Annotated in this window: 14 protein-coding genes; 10 read left to right on the top strand and 4 right to left on the bottom strand. The window is 68.4% G+C overall.

Annotated features, from left to right (window positions below):
• Positions 1-2: 2 nt before the first annotated feature.
• The 7 genes from AC1DFU_RS19895 (at position 3) to AC1DFU_RS19865 (ending at position 6,499) form a co-directional block, all read left to right on the top strand.
• A complete protein-coding gene (locus AC1DFU_RS19895) occupies positions 3-605 on the top strand; it encodes a cbb3-type cytochrome c oxidase subunit II (protein WP_092293219.1) in 603 nt (200 codons plus the stop codon).
• Between the two features lie 45 nt (positions 606-650).
• Positions 651-1,262, top strand: coding sequence for a c-type cytochrome (locus AC1DFU_RS19890; protein WP_092293221.1), 612 nt, complete (start codon positions 651-653; stop codon positions 1,260-1,262).
• A gap of 46 nt (positions 1,263-1,308) precedes the next feature.
• The gene (locus tag AC1DFU_RS19885) at positions 1,309-1,950 is read left to right on the top strand and encodes an SCO family protein (RefSeq protein ID WP_255370756.1); all 642 of its coding nucleotides are present in this window, start codon (positions 1,309-1,311) and stop codon (positions 1,948-1,950) included.
• On the top strand, positions 1,947-2,660 hold the full coding sequence (locus tag AC1DFU_RS19880; protein WP_441591028.1) for a hypothetical protein: 714 nt from the start codon (positions 1,947-1,949) through the stop codon (positions 2,658-2,660). Before AC1DFU_RS19885 ends, AC1DFU_RS19880 begins: the two co-directional genes overlap by 4 nt.
• A gap of 43 nt (positions 2,661-2,703) precedes the next feature.
• Positions 2,704-3,891, top strand: coding sequence for an HD-GYP domain-containing protein (locus AC1DFU_RS19875; protein ID WP_092293225.1), 1,188 nt, complete (start codon positions 2,704-2,706; stop codon positions 3,889-3,891).
• Positions 3,892-3,983: 92 nt separating this feature from the next.
• Positions 3,984-5,282, top strand: coding sequence for a mechanosensitive ion channel family protein (locus AC1DFU_RS19870; RefSeq protein ID WP_092293227.1), 1,299 nt, complete (start codon positions 3,984-3,986; stop codon positions 5,280-5,282).
• A 143-nt stretch (positions 5,283-5,425) separates the two neighbouring features.
• Positions 5,426-6,499, top strand: coding sequence for an NAD(P)-dependent alcohol dehydrogenase (locus tag AC1DFU_RS19865; RefSeq protein ID WP_092293229.1), 1,074 nt, complete (start codon positions 5,426-5,428; stop codon positions 6,497-6,499).
• Between the two features lie 24 nt (positions 6,500-6,523).
• On the opposite strand, the gene purT is transcribed toward AC1DFU_RS19865, so the two are convergent.
• The 4 genes from purT to AC1DFU_RS19845 all read right to left on the bottom strand — a co-directional run bounded on the left by purT (position 6,524) and on the right by AC1DFU_RS19845 (position 11,817).
• The gene (purT, locus tag AC1DFU_RS19860; RefSeq protein WP_092293231.1) at positions 6,524-7,726 is read right to left on the bottom strand and encodes a formate-dependent phosphoribosylglycinamide formyltransferase; all 1,203 of its coding nucleotides are present in this window, start codon (positions 7,724-7,726) and stop codon (positions 6,524-6,526) included.
• A 150-nt stretch (positions 7,727-7,876) separates the two neighbouring features.
• On the bottom strand, positions 7,877-10,078 hold the full coding sequence (locus tag AC1DFU_RS19855) for a TonB-dependent siderophore receptor (RefSeq protein ID WP_092293233.1): 2,202 nt from the start codon (positions 10,076-10,078) through the stop codon (positions 7,877-7,879).
• Between the two features lie 153 nt (positions 10,079-10,231).
• Positions 10,232-11,032, bottom strand: coding sequence for an IclR family transcriptional regulator (locus AC1DFU_RS19850; RefSeq protein WP_441591026.1), 801 nt, complete (start codon positions 11,030-11,032; stop codon positions 10,232-10,234).
• Positions 11,032-11,817 (bottom strand): IclR family transcriptional regulator, encoded by a 786-nt coding sequence (locus AC1DFU_RS19845; RefSeq protein WP_441591025.1) that lies wholly within the window; start codon positions 11,815-11,817, stop codon positions 11,032-11,034. The genes AC1DFU_RS19850 and AC1DFU_RS19845 overlap by 1 nt, the downstream gene beginning before the upstream one ends.
• A 154-nt stretch (positions 11,818-11,971) precedes the next feature.
• Between AC1DFU_RS19845 and AC1DFU_RS19840 the strand changes: the two genes are divergently transcribed.
• The 3 genes from AC1DFU_RS19840 (at position 11,972) to AC1DFU_RS19830 (ending at position 15,191) form a co-directional block, all read left to right on the top strand.
• Complete coding sequence (locus AC1DFU_RS19840) at positions 11,972-13,132, top strand: acyl-CoA dehydrogenase family protein (protein WP_092293239.1); 1,161 nt, start codon at positions 11,972-11,974, stop codon at positions 13,130-13,132.
• An 86-nt stretch (positions 13,133-13,218) separates the two neighbouring features.
• Positions 13,219-14,154 carry a Bug family tripartite tricarboxylate transporter substrate binding protein gene (locus tag AC1DFU_RS19835; protein WP_441591171.1) on the top strand — a complete coding sequence of 312 codons (936 nt, stop codon included), beginning with the start codon at positions 13,219-13,221 and terminating at the stop codon, positions 14,152-14,154.
• A gap of 41 nt (positions 14,155-14,195) precedes the next feature.
• The gene (locus AC1DFU_RS19830; protein ID WP_092293243.1) at positions 14,196-15,191 is read left to right on the top strand and encodes an oxidoreductase; all 996 of its coding nucleotides are present in this window, start codon (positions 14,196-14,198) and stop codon (positions 15,189-15,191) included.
• Positions 15,192-15,309: the final 118 nt, after the last annotated feature.

Below are 15,309 nucleotides of genomic sequence, written 5' to 3'. Positions count from 1 at the left end.
CCGTGAACAATGAAAGCGCCCTGCTGGCGGGGGGCATGACCATGCTGGCGCTGGCCACCAGCGCGCTGGTCGTCCTGCCGTATCTGCAACTCCAGGACGTCAAGCCCACCGAAGGCACCAAGCCCTATACCGCCGCGCAGCTGCGTGGGCGGGAGGTCTATATCGCCAACGGCTGCATCTACTGCCATTCCCAGCAGCCGCGCGACAGTTCCTACGCGCCGGACGCCAAGCGCGGCTGGGGTCGCGTGGCCGTGGCCGGCGACTACTACTACGACAAGCCGCACCTGCTGGGCACCATGCGCACCGGGCCGGACCTGATGAACATTGGCGTGCGCCAGCCCGGCGCCGACTGGCACCTCGGGCACCTGTACCAGCCGCGCGCCTACGTGAGCGGCAGCATCATGCCCAGCTACCCGTACTTGTTCGATGTGAAGGACGCGCCGGAGCCGGGCGACAAGCCGGTGACGCTGCCCCCGGGCTACGCACCGCCGGGCAAGGTGGTGGTGCCGACCGCCGCCGCGTCTGACCTGGTGGCCTATCTCCAGTCGCTGAACCGCACCGGGGCGGTGTTGCCGCCCGAAGGTAGCGAGTCGAACCCGCGATAAGCACCCGCGATAAGCACCCGATAAGCGCATCCGCAGAGGAAACAGATGGCAGATCCATCGGAAGAACGTCAGGCCGCCGCGGCGCGTGCCCGCGAGAATGCCGATCCGCACGAGAACCGCGCGCCGATTCCCCGCTACGTGCTGGCCATGGTGGCCGCGCTGGTGGCGTGGGGGGCGTTCTATATCGTGACGTCCGAAAGCGACCAGCCCTCGTCGCTGGGCGACAGCCGCACCCTGGCGGACCTGAAAGGCAAGCCGAAGGGCGCCGGCGGCGGCGCCGTGGATGGCGCGGCGGTGTTCCAGGCCCGTTGCGTGGCCTGCCATCAGGCCACCGGGCAGGGTTTGCCGGGCGTGTTCCCGCCGCTGGCGGGCTCGGAGTGGGTGGTGGGGCAGGAGGCGCGGCTGGCGTCCATCGTGCTGCGCGGCGTGACCGGCAAGCTGACCGTCAAGGGCACGGCCTACAACGGGGCGATGCCGGCCTTCGCGGACCAGTTGTCCGATGCCGAAATTGCCGCCGTGCTGACCCATGTGCGCAGCCAGTGGGGCAATACCGCTGGCCCGGTAACGGCGGAAGCCGTCGCCGCCGCACGCACCCAGACGGCCGCCATGGCGGCGCCGTTCGATGGTGACGCGGCGCTCGGCAGCCCGGGTGGCTAGCCTCGCACACGGTGTTCGGCCCGCGCGCCCGCGCGGGTCTCTGGCTGTGCGCGCGGTTTTCGGTCTGGTGCTGGTACTGGGCGGCATCGCTCTCTGGGCCATCACGCATGGCCTGACCGCCTGGACGCTCGACCAGCGCCGCGAGGCGCGCATCGCCGCGCACGAGATGCGCCTGCCGCCCATCGCGGTGCATGACCAGCTTGGCCAGCCGCAGAGGTTTTTCGGCGAACTACCAGCCGCAGGACCAGCCGCAGGCGCCCCCGCCGTCTATCTCGTCGATGTCATCTACACCCGCTGCCAGACCGTGTGCCGCGCGCTCGGGGCCGCCTTCGCCCAGCTATCGCGCCAGGTGGAGGCGGACGGCATGGCGGGCCGGATCGGCCTGATCTCGCTGTCTTTCGACCCGCGCGATACCGGCGCCGACCTCGCCAGCTACGCCCGCGAGCATGGTGCACGGCCGCCGCAATGGCGGGTGGCTGCGCCGGACGCGCCCGTCGCCATGCAAGCGCTGCTGCGCGAGGCCGACATCATCGCCATTCCGGACGGCTTCGGTGGCTTCGTCCACAACGGCGGCCTGCAGGTGGTGGATGCGCTCGGGGTGGTGCTGGGCAGTTTCGAGTTGGAAGACTTCCAGGCGGCCTATGCGCTGGCCCTGCGCCATGCGGCGGCGGGCGGAGTGGGGCGATGAGAGTCGTCCGATTCCTGGCGTTGATCGCCGTCCTGATCGTCCTGGCCGTCCCGCCGCTGCGGGAGCCCCTGGAAGCCTCGATGGCCCTGCAGATGCTGGGCCTGCTGCCGGCCGTGTTCGCCGCTGGCTGGCTGTCCGCGCGGGTGGCCCCGGTGCGCTGGCAGGCCCGGACGATGGCGGCGCTGCGGCCGCACGCCCTGAGTCTGCTGGTGGTGGCGGCGCTCGGCTACGGGCTGTGGATGCTGCCGATTGCACTGGACCTCGCGCGCCTGTCGCCGATGGTCAATGCCGCCAAATTCGCTACGGTGTTCGTGGCCGGCTTGTCAACCGGCATCGCGCTCCGCGTGGCGGCGTGGCCGCTGGTGTTGTTCTTCGGCGGCAACATGGTCTGGATGGGCCTGACCTTCGGTATGCTCTTCGTCGACGCACCCGCGCGCCTGTGCGCGAGCTATCTGATCGACGACCAGCGCATGGCCGGCGTCGGGCTGGTGGCGGGGTCGGCCGGGGTTGGGGTCTGGCTGCTGGCCTGGGTGGTGCGTCGCGCGGGATGGTCGAATTCGGAAGAATCCGAAGAAACCACTAAAGATCGGCCGGCGTTTGCCGTTAACGCGGGCCAAAAGGGTCTTACACAACTGGGTCGCAAACAACAACTGCGTGCCGCGGCAACGACCGCGACACCGGACAAGGGGCCTGACAGAGCCCCGGATTGACGGGTTCGCGGAGACATCCGCACCCATTTCAAGGGGCAAGTGCATGCTGAGAAGAATTCGCGCGGAACAGCTCCAGGTGGGCATGTTCGTGGCCAGGCTGGGCGGACCCTGGATCAACCACCCGTTCTGGCGCTCGCGTTTCCTCGTCACCAGCGACGACCAGGTCACGCAGATCCAGTCGGCCAACGTGCAGGATGTGTGGATCGACATCCTCAAGGGCCGCAACCTCCCCACGCCGGCCGCGCCGGAGATGATGGAGGCCGATCTCGCCGACGACGAGCCCGAGGCCAGTTTCGAGGAAGAACTGGAACGCGCGCGCGAGCTGATCAAGAGTGGTCGCTCTCTGGTCGGCAACATGTTCAGCGATGTGCGCATGGGCCGCGCGCTGGAGACCGCCGGGGCACTGCTGCTGGTGGATTCGGCGTCGCTGTCGCTGTCGCGCCATTCGCAGGCGCTGCTGGCCATGGCGCGGCTCAAGGCCAAGGACGACTACACCTACCTGCACTCGTTCTCCGTGTGTGCGCTGATGATTGCCGTGGGCCGCACGCTCAAGCTGCCCGATGGCGAGGTGCGCGAACTCGGGCTGGCCGGGCTGGTGCACGACATCGGCAAGCTGACGCTGCCCGATTCGCTGCTGCACAAGGCCACCGACCTGACGCCGGCCGAGGAAGAGCAGATGCGCCGCCATCCGTCGGCGGGCTACCGCATCCTCAACGAGGCGCGCCTGTATACCAATATCCCGCTCGACGTCTGCGTGCACCACCACGAGCGCGTGGACGGGCGCGGCTACCCGTTCGGGCTGGTCGAGCACGAGATCAGCGTGCACGCCAAGATCGCGGCGATCTGCGATACCTATGACTCGCTGACCTCGCCCCGGCCCAATCACCAGGCCTGGGCGCCGGCGCGCGCGGTGGAGTACATCGCCGTGCGCGTGGACACGCTGTTCGACCGCCGGGTCTTCAAGGCGTTTACGCGGACGGTGGGCATCTACCCGCTCGGCACGGTGTTGCGGCTGCGCTCCAGCCGGCTGGGCGTGGTGTGCGGCCAGAACGAGGACGAGCCGCTGCGGCCCCGCGTGATGACGTTCTACAACGTGGCGGCGTCCCAGGCGGTGCCGCCGCAGGTCATCGACCTGTCCCAGAGCGAGGACACCGTGGTGGCGTTCGAGGACGCGCGCCAGTGGGGCTACACCGACGAGCAGCTGATGGCGATGTACGCGCCGCACGGGTGAGCAGGTTTTCCCCTCTCCCGCAAGCGGGAGAGGGGAGACACACGCGGGGCTAGTACACTTGGCGCTTGTTTGATGACCGACCTGCCTGCCGCATGAATTTCGATGCCCTGCTGGACCTGTTCCAGCAACGCCTTCCCGCCCATCCCTCGGCCCAGATCGCGCTCTATGTGCTGGCGCTCGGCGTGATCGCCGCGCTGGCCCAGTGGCTGATCGCGCGCGTGGCGGGCCGCCTGGTCTACCGCGTGCTGAGCCTGTCCGGCCACCGCAACTGGGCCGCGGCGCTGCTGCGCCACCGCATCTACCGCCGGCTCGGCTACGCCATCTTCCTGGCGGTGATCGCGCTTGGCATCGGCGAGGTGCCCAACCTCGGCCGTTTCTCGCGACTGATCGAGCGGCTGGCCCATGCCGGCACGTGGGTCAGCGTGTTCCTGATGCTGTCCGGGGTGTTCTCGGCCTGGCAGACCGTGTTCGCGGGCAGCCAGCGCGCGCAGACGCGCTCGATCAAGGGCTATGTGCAGATCGCCCAGCTGGCGCTGTGGCTGATCTGCGGCGTGCTGGTGCTGTCGATCCTGATCGACCGCTCGCCGCTCTGGATGCTCTCCGGCCTGGGCGCGCTCTCGGCGGTGCTGCTGCTGGTCTTCAAGGACACGCTGCTGTCGCTGGTGGCCAGCACGCAGCTGACCACCAACGACATGCTGCGCATCGGCGACTGGATCGAGATGCCACAGTCCAATGCCGACGGCTTCGTCATGGACATCGCGCTGCACACGGTCAAGGTCAAGAACTGGGACAACACCGTGACCACGGTGCCCACCTACAAGCTGTTCTCGGAGAGCTACCGCAACTACCGGCACATGTTCGAGTCCGGCGCGCGGCGGATCAAGCGGACGCTGCGCATCGACGCCACCAGCGTGCGCTTTCTGGAGGACGAGGAACTGCACGCGCTGATGCGCTTCCGGCTGCTGCACGACTACCTGGAGATCAAGCAGGCGCAGGTGGCGCAGACCAACCTCACCCTGAGCGGCCCGGACGACGACCCGGTGAACCGGCGCCGCCTGACCAACGTGGGCACATTCCGCGCCTACGGCATGGCCTACCTGCGTGCCCATCCCGAAATCCACCACGACCTGCTGCTGAACCTGCGCATGATGGAGCCCGATTCGCAGGGCATTCCCATCGAGGTCTACTGCTTCACCACGCTGACCGGCTGGACGGACTACGAGCGCATTCAGGGCGATATCTTCGACCACCTGCTGGCGATCCTGCCGGAGTTGGGGCTGCGGCTGTACCAGGCGCCGTCCGGTGCGGACCTGAGCGGGCTGCGGGCCAATCCGGTGCTCGGCGCGCAGCATGCGGCACTTGCCGTGGCGGCGGCGGACGCGCGGGCGTAACGGCGTTTCCTTGATCTGAAGCTTCAGACTTTGCAGCAAGCTTGCACGCGATCAACCCGCGCGCAGATGACCCGGCTCCGGATTGGCATGTCCTTGTCCCATCGCCTAGCCTGTTTATCTGCGACAACCGTCGGGAGTGCGTCATGGCAAGCATGCAAGCGTTGGTCTTCAAGGGACCCGGACAGATCGAACTCCGGGAAAAGCCGATTCCGGAAGTGGGGCCGACCGATGCGTTGATCCGCATCACGACGACCACGATCTGCGGCACCGATGTCCACATCCTCAAGGGTGAATATCCGGTCAAGCCGGGCCTGACCATCGGCCATGAGCCGGTCGGCGTGATCGAGAAGCTTGGCAGCGTGGTGACGGGCTACCGGGTGGGCCAGCGCGTGATTGCCGGGGCGATCTGTCCGAGCTTCCATTCCTATGCGTGCCAGGACGGGCGGCCTTCGCAGGACGGCCAGGCGCACGGCCATGGCTACAAGCCGATGGGCGGCTGGCGCTTCGGCAACACCATCGACGGCACGCAGGCCGAATTCGTGCTGGTGCCCGATGCCCAGGCGAACCTCTCGCCGATTCCGGATGGCCTGACCGATGAGCAGGTGCTGATGTGCCCGGACATCATGTCCACGGGCTTTGCCGGGGCGGAGCAGGCCAACATCAAGATCGGCGATGCGGTGGCGGTCTTCGCCCAGGGGCCGATCGGGCTCTGCGCCACGGCTGGCGCGCGGCTGTGCGGCGCGGGGATGATTATCGTGGTGGATGGGCTCGACGAGCGTCTGGCCATCGCGCAGAAGATGGGCGCGGATGCCGTGGTGAACTTCCGCAAGGTGGACGTCGTGGCGGAGATCCTGCGCCTGACCGGGGGGCGGGGCGTGGACGCCTCCATCGAGGCGCTCGGCACGCAGGCCACCTTCGAGGCGGCGCTGCGCGTGCTGAAGCCGGGTGGCACCTTGTCGAGCCTGGGCGTCTATTCGAGCGACCTGCGTATTCCGCTCGATGCCTTCGCCGCCGGGCTGGGCGACCATCGCATCGTGACGTCGCTGTGCCCGGGCGGCAAGGAGCGGATGCGGCGGCTGATGCAGGTGATCGAGACCAATCGCCTCGATCTCGGACCGATGGTGACCCACCGGTTCCCGCTGTCTCGCATCGTCGAGGCGTACGACCTGTTCTCGAATCAGCGTGACGGCGTGCTGAAGGTCGCCATCACGCCTTGACCGGCGTCAAACCGGCTCGGCCGGTCAGCCCTTGCGTGGCTTGACGCGGCTGGCCGCGTCCTTGGCACGCTCGCGGGCCACGTCCACATTTTCGGCGTAGGCCAGCGCCACACCCATGCGGCGCTTTTCGAAGCTTTCCGGCTTGCCGAACAGGCGCAGCTCGGTCTGCGGCACGCGCAGGGCGTCGTCCACACCGTCGAAGACGATGCCCTGGGCTTCCACGCCACCGTAGATCACGGCGCTGGCACCGGGGCTCTTGAGCGCCGTGCTGACCGGCAGGCCGAGGATGGCGCGGGCGTGGAGTTCGAACTCGTTCTGCCACTGGGTGATCATCGTCACCATGCCGGTGTCGTGCGGACGCGGGCTGACCTCGCTGAACCAGACCTGCTCGCCCTTGACGAACAGTTCCACGCCGAACAGCCCCTGGCCGCCGAGGTCGGCCGTCACCGCGCGGGCGATGTGCTGCGCCGTGGCGAGGGCCTTCGGGTGCATCGGGTGGGGCTGCCAGCTTTCCACGTAGTCGCCGCTGACCTGCACATGGCCGATCGGCTCGCAGAATTGCGTTTCCACCTGGCCATCGGCGCCCACGGCGCGCACGGTCAACAGGGTGATTTCGTAGTCGAAGTCGATGAAACCTTCCACGATCACGCGGCCGTGGCTCACGCGGCCGCCGGCCATGGCGTAGTCCCAGGCAGCCTTGACGCCCTCGGGGCCGTCGATCTTGCTCTGGCCCTTGCCGGAGCTGCTCATCACCGGCTTGACCACGCACGGGTAGCCGATGCCGCCGTCGATGGCGGCCTGGAGTTCCTCGAGCGAGTCGCAGAACTTGTACGGGCTGGTCGGCAGGGCCAGCGTTTCGGCGGCCAGGCGGCGGATGCCCTCGCGGTCCATGGTCAGCCGTGCGGCGCGGGCGGTCGGAATCACGCGGACCACGCCGGCGGCTTCCAGCGCCTCCAGCATCGGGGTGGCGATGGCCTCGATCTCGGGCACCACCAGGTCCGGGCGCTCGGCCTCGATCAGCGCCTTCAGTTGCTCGCCATCGCTCATGGTGATGGTGCGGGCGTGGTGCGCCACCTGCTGGCCCGGCGCGTTCTCGTAGCGGTCCACGGCGATGGTTTCCACGCCCAGCCGTTGCAGCGCGATCAGCACTTCCTTGCCGAGCTCGCCGGAGCCGAGCAGCATCACTTTGGTGGCGGAGGGGGAGAGGGGCGTTCCGAGGGTGGTCATGGCGGGGCGGAGGTCTGGGGTGAACGGATAAAGACCGCGATTGTATACGGGCAGGATCGACGCTCCAACCTGCCGCAAAGCAAAACGCCCTGCCAGGGCAGGGCGTTTCACATGTGGCGTAATCGCCGCAGTACGCGACGGGTGCGCGCCTTAGTACGCGATCTTCGCCGTCAGGCTGATGGCGCGCGGGTCCGCCGGCTGGACGTAGCCAGCGTACTGGAAGCCCCAGTAGCGCTTGTTGGCGAGGTTGGTCAACGCTGCGCGCAGCGTCAGTTCCTTGCCCGCCACGCGGGTGTTGTACGAGGCGCCCAGGTTGAACACCGTGTAGCCGCCCGCCGTCAGGTCGCCCTCGGGGCGGACCTTGGTCGTCCCCGTGTACTTGCCGTCGAGGCCCACCTTCAGGCCCGGCACGAACGGAATGCGGTAGCTGATCCGGCCCGTGAGGATCCAGTTCGGCGCACCGGCCACGCGGTTGCCGATGTTCAGCTGGCCCTGGTCGTAGGAGCTGTCCAGGTACATCGCGCTGCCGCCCACTTCCCACTGCGAGCCGATCCGCGTGCTGCCGGCCAGCTCCACACCCTGGTAGATCGACTTGCCGTCCTGGACGAAGACCGGCAGGGAGCCGCCGTCGTTGCGGCCGAATTCCGTGCGCTGCTCGATGCGGAACAGTGCCGCCGTACCGGTCCAGAGACCCTGGTCCGTCTTGGCGCCCACTTCGTACTGGCGGCTCTTGGCCGGCGTCAGCGCGGCACCGGCGTTCGAGTAGAACGACGAGACGATGCCGCCGCCGTCGAACGACTCCACGTAGCTGGCGTACAGCGTGGTGCTCGGCATCGGCTTGAACATGATCGCCGCGGTGGGCGTGATCAGGCCGTTCTTGGTGAAGTTGGTGTTGCCGCCCGTGGTGCCGGGGAAGCCGTAGCCGTTCTGCTCGTAGTTGGTGACGCGCAGGCCGCCCAGCACCGACCATTGCTCGGTCAGGAACATGGTGTCGCTGACGAACGCCGACTTCTGCTCGGTGTCGCCGGCGCGGTACTTGTTGAAGCCGGTCTGGCTGTAGTACACGCCGGTGTACGGGGCGTAGATATTGCCGTCGGCCAGTTGCGTGTAGACCGAGTTGGTGCTGTAGCGGTCGATCTGCTTCTGCCAGCTCAGGCCGGCCACCAGTTCATGGCGGAACGGGCCGGTGCGGAACTTGCCTTCGACCATCGACGTCCAGTTGGTGAACTGCTGGCTTTCGGCGCCGTCGTAGCGGAAGTCGGTGTAGTCGCCCAGGCCGTTCTGCAGGTTGAGCGTGGTTTCGTTACGGCTGCGCGACTGCTTGCTGAAGCTGTAGGTCGTGCTGACGGTCCAGTCGTCATTGAGCCGGTAGCGCAGGCCGGTCTGGTACACCTGCAGGTTCGAGTAGAAGTGCGCGTCCGGGCCGGCGTACAGGCCGCCGCGACCGCTGACCACGCCCGGGAGCTGGCCGCCGGCGGGGATCTGGCCGGTGTAGAACGTCGGCGTGGCGCCCCAGGTGTTGCGGTCCTGGTAGATGCCGTCGAAGGTCCAGGTCAGGTCGCGCGTGATGCGTGCGTCCAGGCCCAGCGAGACCGAATTACGGTTGATGCCCACAGCATTGCTGGGCTTGCCTTCCTCGTGCGTCAGGTTCAGGCGGTAGCCGAACATGTTGTCCGGGCCGGCGCGGCCGCCCACGTCGACGTGCTCGGTCCACACGTGCGACGAGCGGTAGCCCAGTTCCACGCTGGCCGTGAACTGGTCGGTCGGGCGCTTCGTCACGTAGTTGATCGTGCCGCCCGGGTTGCCGAAGCCGTACATGAAGCCGGAGGCGCCCTTGAGCAGTTCCACCTGTTCGAGCTGTTCGTAGGGCAGCGTCAGGCCGTAGCTGATGAACGGCATGCCGTTGATCTTGTACGCGTTGCGCCAGTCGAGCTGCAGGCCGCGCACGGTGGTGTACGCCGCCCACGCGTTATTCGCGTTGCTGTTGTCGGAGACCGAGGCGTCGTTGAAGAACACGTCGCCGATCTTGGTCACCTGGCGGTCGGCCAGGTCTTCGCCGGTCACGATGGTCGTGGAGAACGGCGTGTCGAGCTGCGGGCGGCTGCCCAGGGCGCCGCCGGAGGCCTTCTTCTTCAACTGCGGCCCAATCTCGATTTCCTGCGCCGCGCTCACGGTCACGGCCGGCAGCGCCTGCTCGGACGGGGCGGCTGCCGCCGGCTCCGTGGTCTGGGCGAAGGCGACGCCACACAGCGGGAATCCGGTCAGGACAGCCATCCGGGCGAAAGCGGCCAGAGGGCGCACGCGCGACGGCGCGTGCTGCCGGCGCGCGGCATTGGGCAAGCAGGAAGTCATTGTTATGTTGGCTCGTAGGTGCGAATACTAACGGGAATGCGAACGATTCGCGTTAATGTGAAAAGACGAATGATCCTAGCCGAGCGTTGCGCCGTCAAGGAAAAGCCCGTGCGATGACGGTCTTTTGTGGTGTTTTTGCGATGATTTGCCGCGTCAGCGCAGCCCCAGCCGCGTCTCGAGCTGATGGGCCAGCGCCACGAGGCGCGGGCCAACCACCTTCTCGGCGGCATGGAAGGCCCCCGTTCGGGCCAAAACCCCGCAATTCAGCACGAACCAGCGTGAATCCACGCGCGCGCAGAGTGGCACCGCGAAGCCGAAGGCATCCCGCCGCCATTCGTCCCGGCTGGTGCAGTAGCCGTGCCGTGCCAGATCCTTGCGCGCCTGGGCCAGCGCCGGCGCGGCGCGGTGGAACGCCTCCGGGTCTTCCAGCCGCAGGCGGTTCAGCACGGGCGCGCTGGCCTCGGACGGCGCCCGGCACAGCCACGCCTTGCCGATGGCGGTGGCCAGCATCGGCATGGCGGCGCCCACATCGGGGGTGACCGCGAGGTCATGGGTGGCGAGCGCCGTCTCCACGTAGATCATCTGGGTCCGGTCCCGCACGCCCAGTGAGACCGCGCCGCCCACTTCGTCGGCCATCGCCTGCATCAGCGGGCGGGCGAGCTGGCGGATCGGCATGCCGCACAGCAGCGGGTAGGCCGGCGCCAGCACCGCCGCGCCCAGGCGGTACTTGCCCAGCGCCACGTCATGGCGGAGGTAGCCGAGCACGGCCAGCGTGTGGGTCAGCCGGGCGACGGTGGACTTCGACAAGCCCGTGCGCAGCACGAAGTCCCGGTTGCCAAGCAAGGACTCGCCGGGGCGGTAGGCCAGCAGGATGTCGATGCCGCGCGCCAGCGTGGTGGCGAACTGGCGGTCGCGCTCGGGCGAGGCGGGGGCTTGGGGAAGAGGAAGCGCCATCAGCCGGCTCCCGCCAGCAGCAGCTCCACCTCGTGCACCATCTCCATCAGGCCCGGGCCCATCCGTTCCTCCAGCATGCCGGGCGGCAGGCGGCTGGCCAGCACGCCGCAGTTGAAGATCAGGATCTCGCCGTCGATCAGCGTGCGCATCGGCACGGCCACGGCGTGCACGTCGCGCTGCCAGGCGCCCGGCGTGCGCGTGAAGCCGAGCCGCGCCAGATGTTCGATGGCTTCCGGCAGGGCCTCGGCATGCTCGCGCCAGTCGTCCGGTACGTGCTCGCGCAGGCCGGCGATGACCGGCGCGCGCACCGGTTCCGGGGCCTGGGCGAGCCAGGCGCGCCCCATCGCCGTGGTCAGCATCGGCAGTGAGGCCCCGATCTCCGGGCGGAACGCGATGGCGTCGTGGCCCCGGATGGTCTCCACGTAGACCATATGCAGGCGGTCGCGCATGCCGAGCGAGACCGTGCCGCCCATGCGGTCGCTGAGGCGTTTCATCAGCGGGCGGGCCAGTTGGCGCACGCCCAGCGAGGCCAGCAGCGGATAGCCGAGCGAGAGCGCCGTGGAGCCCAGCCGGTAGCGGCGCAAGTGGCTGTCGTAGAGCAGCAGGCCCCGGGCGGCCAGCGTGTACGTCAGCCGGCTGATGGTGGCCTTCGACAAGCCGGTCCGGTCCGCCAGTTCCTTGTTGCTCAGCACCGTCTCGCCCGCGCGAAAGCACTGGAGCAACCCCAGGCCATGGGCCAGCGTGGTGGCGAACGCGGGATCGGGGTGATGGGGGCGAGAGGGCATGGGGTTAACCCTTGGTTTGCGGTCTTGGCCGCGCTGTTCCATAAGGGTAGACGATGTTCAAGATAGCGAAACATCGATAGTGCGAATGATGCGCCCCCCGTAGGCTCGATTCGATGCATCGCCTTTGCTGGTGCCGATTAGAGCGAGACACTGAATGATCAGAGACCCGGAAGTCTTCGATCCCTTCCTGCAAGCGTTGCAACGCTTCGTGCGTGAACGTCTGGTGCCGCGCGAGGCCGAGGTGGCGGAGCGCGACGAAGTGCCCGGCGACATCGTGGACGCGATGGCCGCGCAAGGCATGTTCGGCTATTCGATTCCAGAGGAATACGGCGGCGCGGGCATGACCACCGAGGAACTGGTGCTGGCGGCGATGGTGCTGTCGCAGTGCTCGGTGGCGTTCCGGGCCCGCGTGGGCACCAACACGGGCATCGGCTCGGAGGCGCTGGTGGCCGACGGCACGCCCGCCCAGAAGCGCCGCTACTTGCCGCTACTGGCCAGCGGCGAGGTGACGGGCGCCTTCGCGCTGACCGAGCCTGAAGCCGGCTCGGACGCCACCGCGCTGCAAACCTCGGCCCGGCGCGACGGCGACCACTACGTGCTGAACGGCACCAAGTGCTTCATCACCAATGCGCCCCTCGCCGGCCTGTTCACGGTGATGGCCCGCACGGACCCGGACACCGCCGGCGCGGCCGGCATCTCGGCCTTCATCATCCCGCGCGACACCCCGGGGCTCACCACCGGCGCGCCGTACCGCAAGATGGGGCAGGCCGGCTCGCCGGTCTCCGAGGTGTATTTCCACGATTGCCGCGTGCCGGCAGAGAGCGTGATCGGCGGCGAGCCGGGGCAGGGCTTCCGCACGGCGATGAAGGTGCTGAACAAGCAGCGCATCCACCTGGCGGCGCTGTGCACCGGGCCGGCCATCCGCATGTTGGACGACGCCGTGCGCTTCGTCACCCACCGCAAACAGTTCGGCCAGCCGCTGGCGGACTTCCAGCTCGTGCAGGGCCTGATTGCCGATTGCCAGACCGACATCCATGCGGCCCGCGCGCTGATCCTGGAGACCGCGCGCCAGCGTGACGCGGGCGCGGACGTGACCATGGAGGCGTCGATCTGCAAGTACTTCGCCTCCGAGATGTGCGGCCGCGTGGCGGACCGCTGCGTGCAGATGTTCGGCGGCTACGGCTATATCGCCGACTACGGCATCGAGCGTTTCTACCGGGACGTGCGCCTGTTCCGGCTGTACGAGGGTACCAGCCAGATCCATCAGTTGAATATCGCCCGGCGCACCATCGCGCAGGCGACGGCGCAGCGCTGAACGTGTAATGTCACATCCGGATAAAACCACCGGAGATGACAAAAATGTTCAAAGCATCTGTAGTCGTCGCAAGTCTTGCATGGGCGATGTTGGGCGTGGTGGGGGTGGCGCAGGCGCAGGGCGCGTACCCCAATAGGGTGATACGGCTCGTGGTGCCGTTCGCGCCCGGCGGCACGGCAGACATCGTCGCGCGCCTGCTGGCCGATCCGCTGCGCGAGGAGCTGGGCCAGACCGTGGTGGTCGAGAACAAGCCCGGGGCGGGCGGCAATATCGGCGGCGAGATCGTCGCCCGTGCCGCGCCGGACGGCTACACGCTGCTGCTGGCCAGCGCCGGGCCGACGGTGATCAACCCGAGCCTGTATCCGAAGATGACCTTCGACCCCGCGCGCGACCTCGCGCCGGTGACGATGATCTCGCGCGACTTCAACCTGATGGTGGTGAATGCCGGGCTGCCGGTGACCACGGTGAACGAGTTCATCGCCTACGCCCGCACGCACAACGGGCAGGTCACCTTCGGCTCGCCCGGCAACGGCACGCCGGCCCAGCTGGCGGGCGAGCTGCTGAACCAGATGGCCGGCCTGCGCATGCAGCACGTGCCATACAAGGGCACCGGCCCGGCCGTGGCGGACCTGGTGGCGGGGCACATCACGGTGTTGATCGACAACATGCCGCCGCTGTGGCCGCACGTGCAGTCCGGCAAGCTGCGCGCGCTGGCGGTGGCCAGCGACAAGCGTGTGCCGATTGCCCCGGACGTGCCGACGGCGGAGGAGGCCGGGCTGAAGGGATTCACGGTCACGGCCTGGAAGGGCCTGATGGCGCCGGCCGGCACGCCGCGCGCGGTCATCGACCGGCTCAACCAGGCCACGCTGAAGATCCTGGCGCGGCCGGAGATGCGCAAGCGGTTGATCGACCAGGGCGCCGAGCCGGTCGGCAACACGCCTGAGCAGTTCGCCCAGCAGATCCGCGCGGACACCGCGTGGTGGGCGGCGCTGGTGAAGTCCACCGGCACGTCGCTGGATTGATTGGCAATGGTTTGATTGGCAATGGATAGATAGGAAAGGCTATGTCCCGATTTCTGGCTTACCGGCTTCACGCGCCCACGGCAGGGTCCAGCACCCCCACCGCCGGCTTTGTCGAACTGAACGTCGACGACCTGTCGCCCGGCGAGGTGCTGGTGCGCGTGGCGTGGTCGAGCCTGAACTACAAGGACGCGCTGGCCGCCGCCGGCATCAACGCCATCGTGCGGCAGTACCCGCGCATCGGCGGCATCGACCTGACCGGCACCGTGGCGGCCTCGTCCGACGCGCGCTTCCGTGAAGGCGACCTGGTGGTCGTGCATGGCTTCGGCATCGGCGTGGACCATGACGGCGGCCACGCGCAGTACGCGCGCGTGAAGGCGGACTGGGCGATGCCGCTGCCGGCCGGGCTCTCGCTGCGCGAGGCCGCCACGCTCGGCGCGGCCGGCTACACGGCCGGGCTGTGCCTGCACTGGATGGAGCACAACGGGCTGGCGCCGGCGCGCGGCAAGGTGGTGGTGAGCGGGGCGACGGGCGGCGTGGGCAGCATCGCCATCGACATGCTGGCGGGGCGCGGCTACGCCGTGACGGCGCTGACCGGCAAGGCTGCCGAACTCGACTACCTGCGCACGCTGGGCGCGGCGGAGATCCTGCCGGCCGAGGTGGCCAAGGGGACGGGCAAGCCGCTGGACCCGGCGCAGTGGGCCGGCGCCGTCGACGCCGTGGGCGGGGAGGTGCTGGCGTGGATGCTGCGCACGCTCCAGCCAGACGGCGTGGCCACGGCCTTCGGCAACGCGGCGGGCGCCCAGTTCGACGCCACCGTTCTGCCATTCATCCTGCGCGGCGTAAAGCTGATCGGCATCAACGCCAACAGCCCGATGGCGCTGCGCCGCGAAGTCTGGGCGAAGATCGCCGATACCTACCGCCCGCGCCACCTCGATCTGGTCGCCAACGAGATCGCCTTCCAGGACATCCCCGACGCCATGGCCCGCATGCTGGCGCGGCAGTCACGCGGGCGCTATCTGGTGCGGATGGGCGACTGACTTCGTAGCGGCGCTGCCCCTCTCCCCCGGCCCCTCTCCCGCAAGCGGGAGAGGGGAGCACCCAACTGGCATATCAACGCGACGGTGTTCTCCCCTCTCCCTCTGGGAGAGGGGCCGG

It is taken from the genome of Cupriavidus sp. 10L45 (assembly GCF_056395225.1).
Note: the sequence above shows the minus strand (reverse complement) of the source record. Positions and strands in the feature narration are given on the sequence as shown.

What these genes read in the sequence shown, in the direction of transcription:
- AC1DFU_RS19890 (WP_092293221.1), top strand. Translation starts at nt 651, where the DNA reads ATGGCAGATCCATCGGAAGAACGTCAGGCCGCCGCGGCGCGTGCCCGC.
- AC1DFU_RS19880 (WP_441591028.1), top strand. Translation starts at nt 1,947, where the DNA reads ATGAGAGTCGTCCGATTCCTGGCGTTGATCGCCGTCCTGATCGTCCTG.
- AC1DFU_RS19875 (WP_092293225.1), top strand. Translation starts at nt 2,704, where the DNA reads ATGCTGAGAAGAATTCGCGCGGAACAGCTCCAGGTGGGCATGTTCGTG.
- AC1DFU_RS19870 (WP_092293227.1), top strand. Translation starts at nt 3,984, where the DNA reads ATGAATTTCGATGCCCTGCTGGACCTGTTCCAGCAACGCCTTCCCGCC.
- AC1DFU_RS19865 (WP_092293229.1), top strand. Translation starts at nt 5,426, where the DNA reads ATGGCAAGCATGCAAGCGTTGGTCTTCAAGGGACCCGGACAGATCGAA.
- purT (WP_092293231.1), bottom strand. Translation starts at nt 7,726, where the DNA reads ATGACCACCCTCGGAACGCCCCTCTCCCCCTCCGCCACCAAAGTGATG.
- AC1DFU_RS19855 (WP_092293233.1), bottom strand. Translation starts at nt 10,078, where the DNA reads ATGACTTCCTGCTTGCCCAATGCCGCGCGCCGGCAGCACGCGCCGTCG.
- AC1DFU_RS19850 (WP_441591026.1), bottom strand. Translation starts at nt 11,032, where the DNA reads ATGGCGCTTCCTCTTCCCCAAGCCCCCGCCTCGCCCGAGCGCGACCGC.
- AC1DFU_RS19845 (WP_441591025.1), bottom strand. Translation starts at nt 11,817, where the DNA reads ATGCCCTCTCGCCCCCATCACCCCGATCCCGCGTTCGCCACCACGCTG.
- AC1DFU_RS19840 (WP_092293239.1), top strand. Translation starts at nt 11,972, where the DNA reads ATGATCAGAGACCCGGAAGTCTTCGATCCCTTCCTGCAAGCGTTGCAA.
- AC1DFU_RS19835 (WP_441591171.1), top strand. Translation starts at nt 13,219, where the DNA reads ATGTTGGGCGTGGTGGGGGTGGCGCAGGCGCAGGGCGCGTACCCCAAT.
- AC1DFU_RS19830 (WP_092293243.1), top strand. Translation starts at nt 14,196, where the DNA reads ATGTCCCGATTTCTGGCTTACCGGCTTCACGCGCCCACGGCAGGGTCC.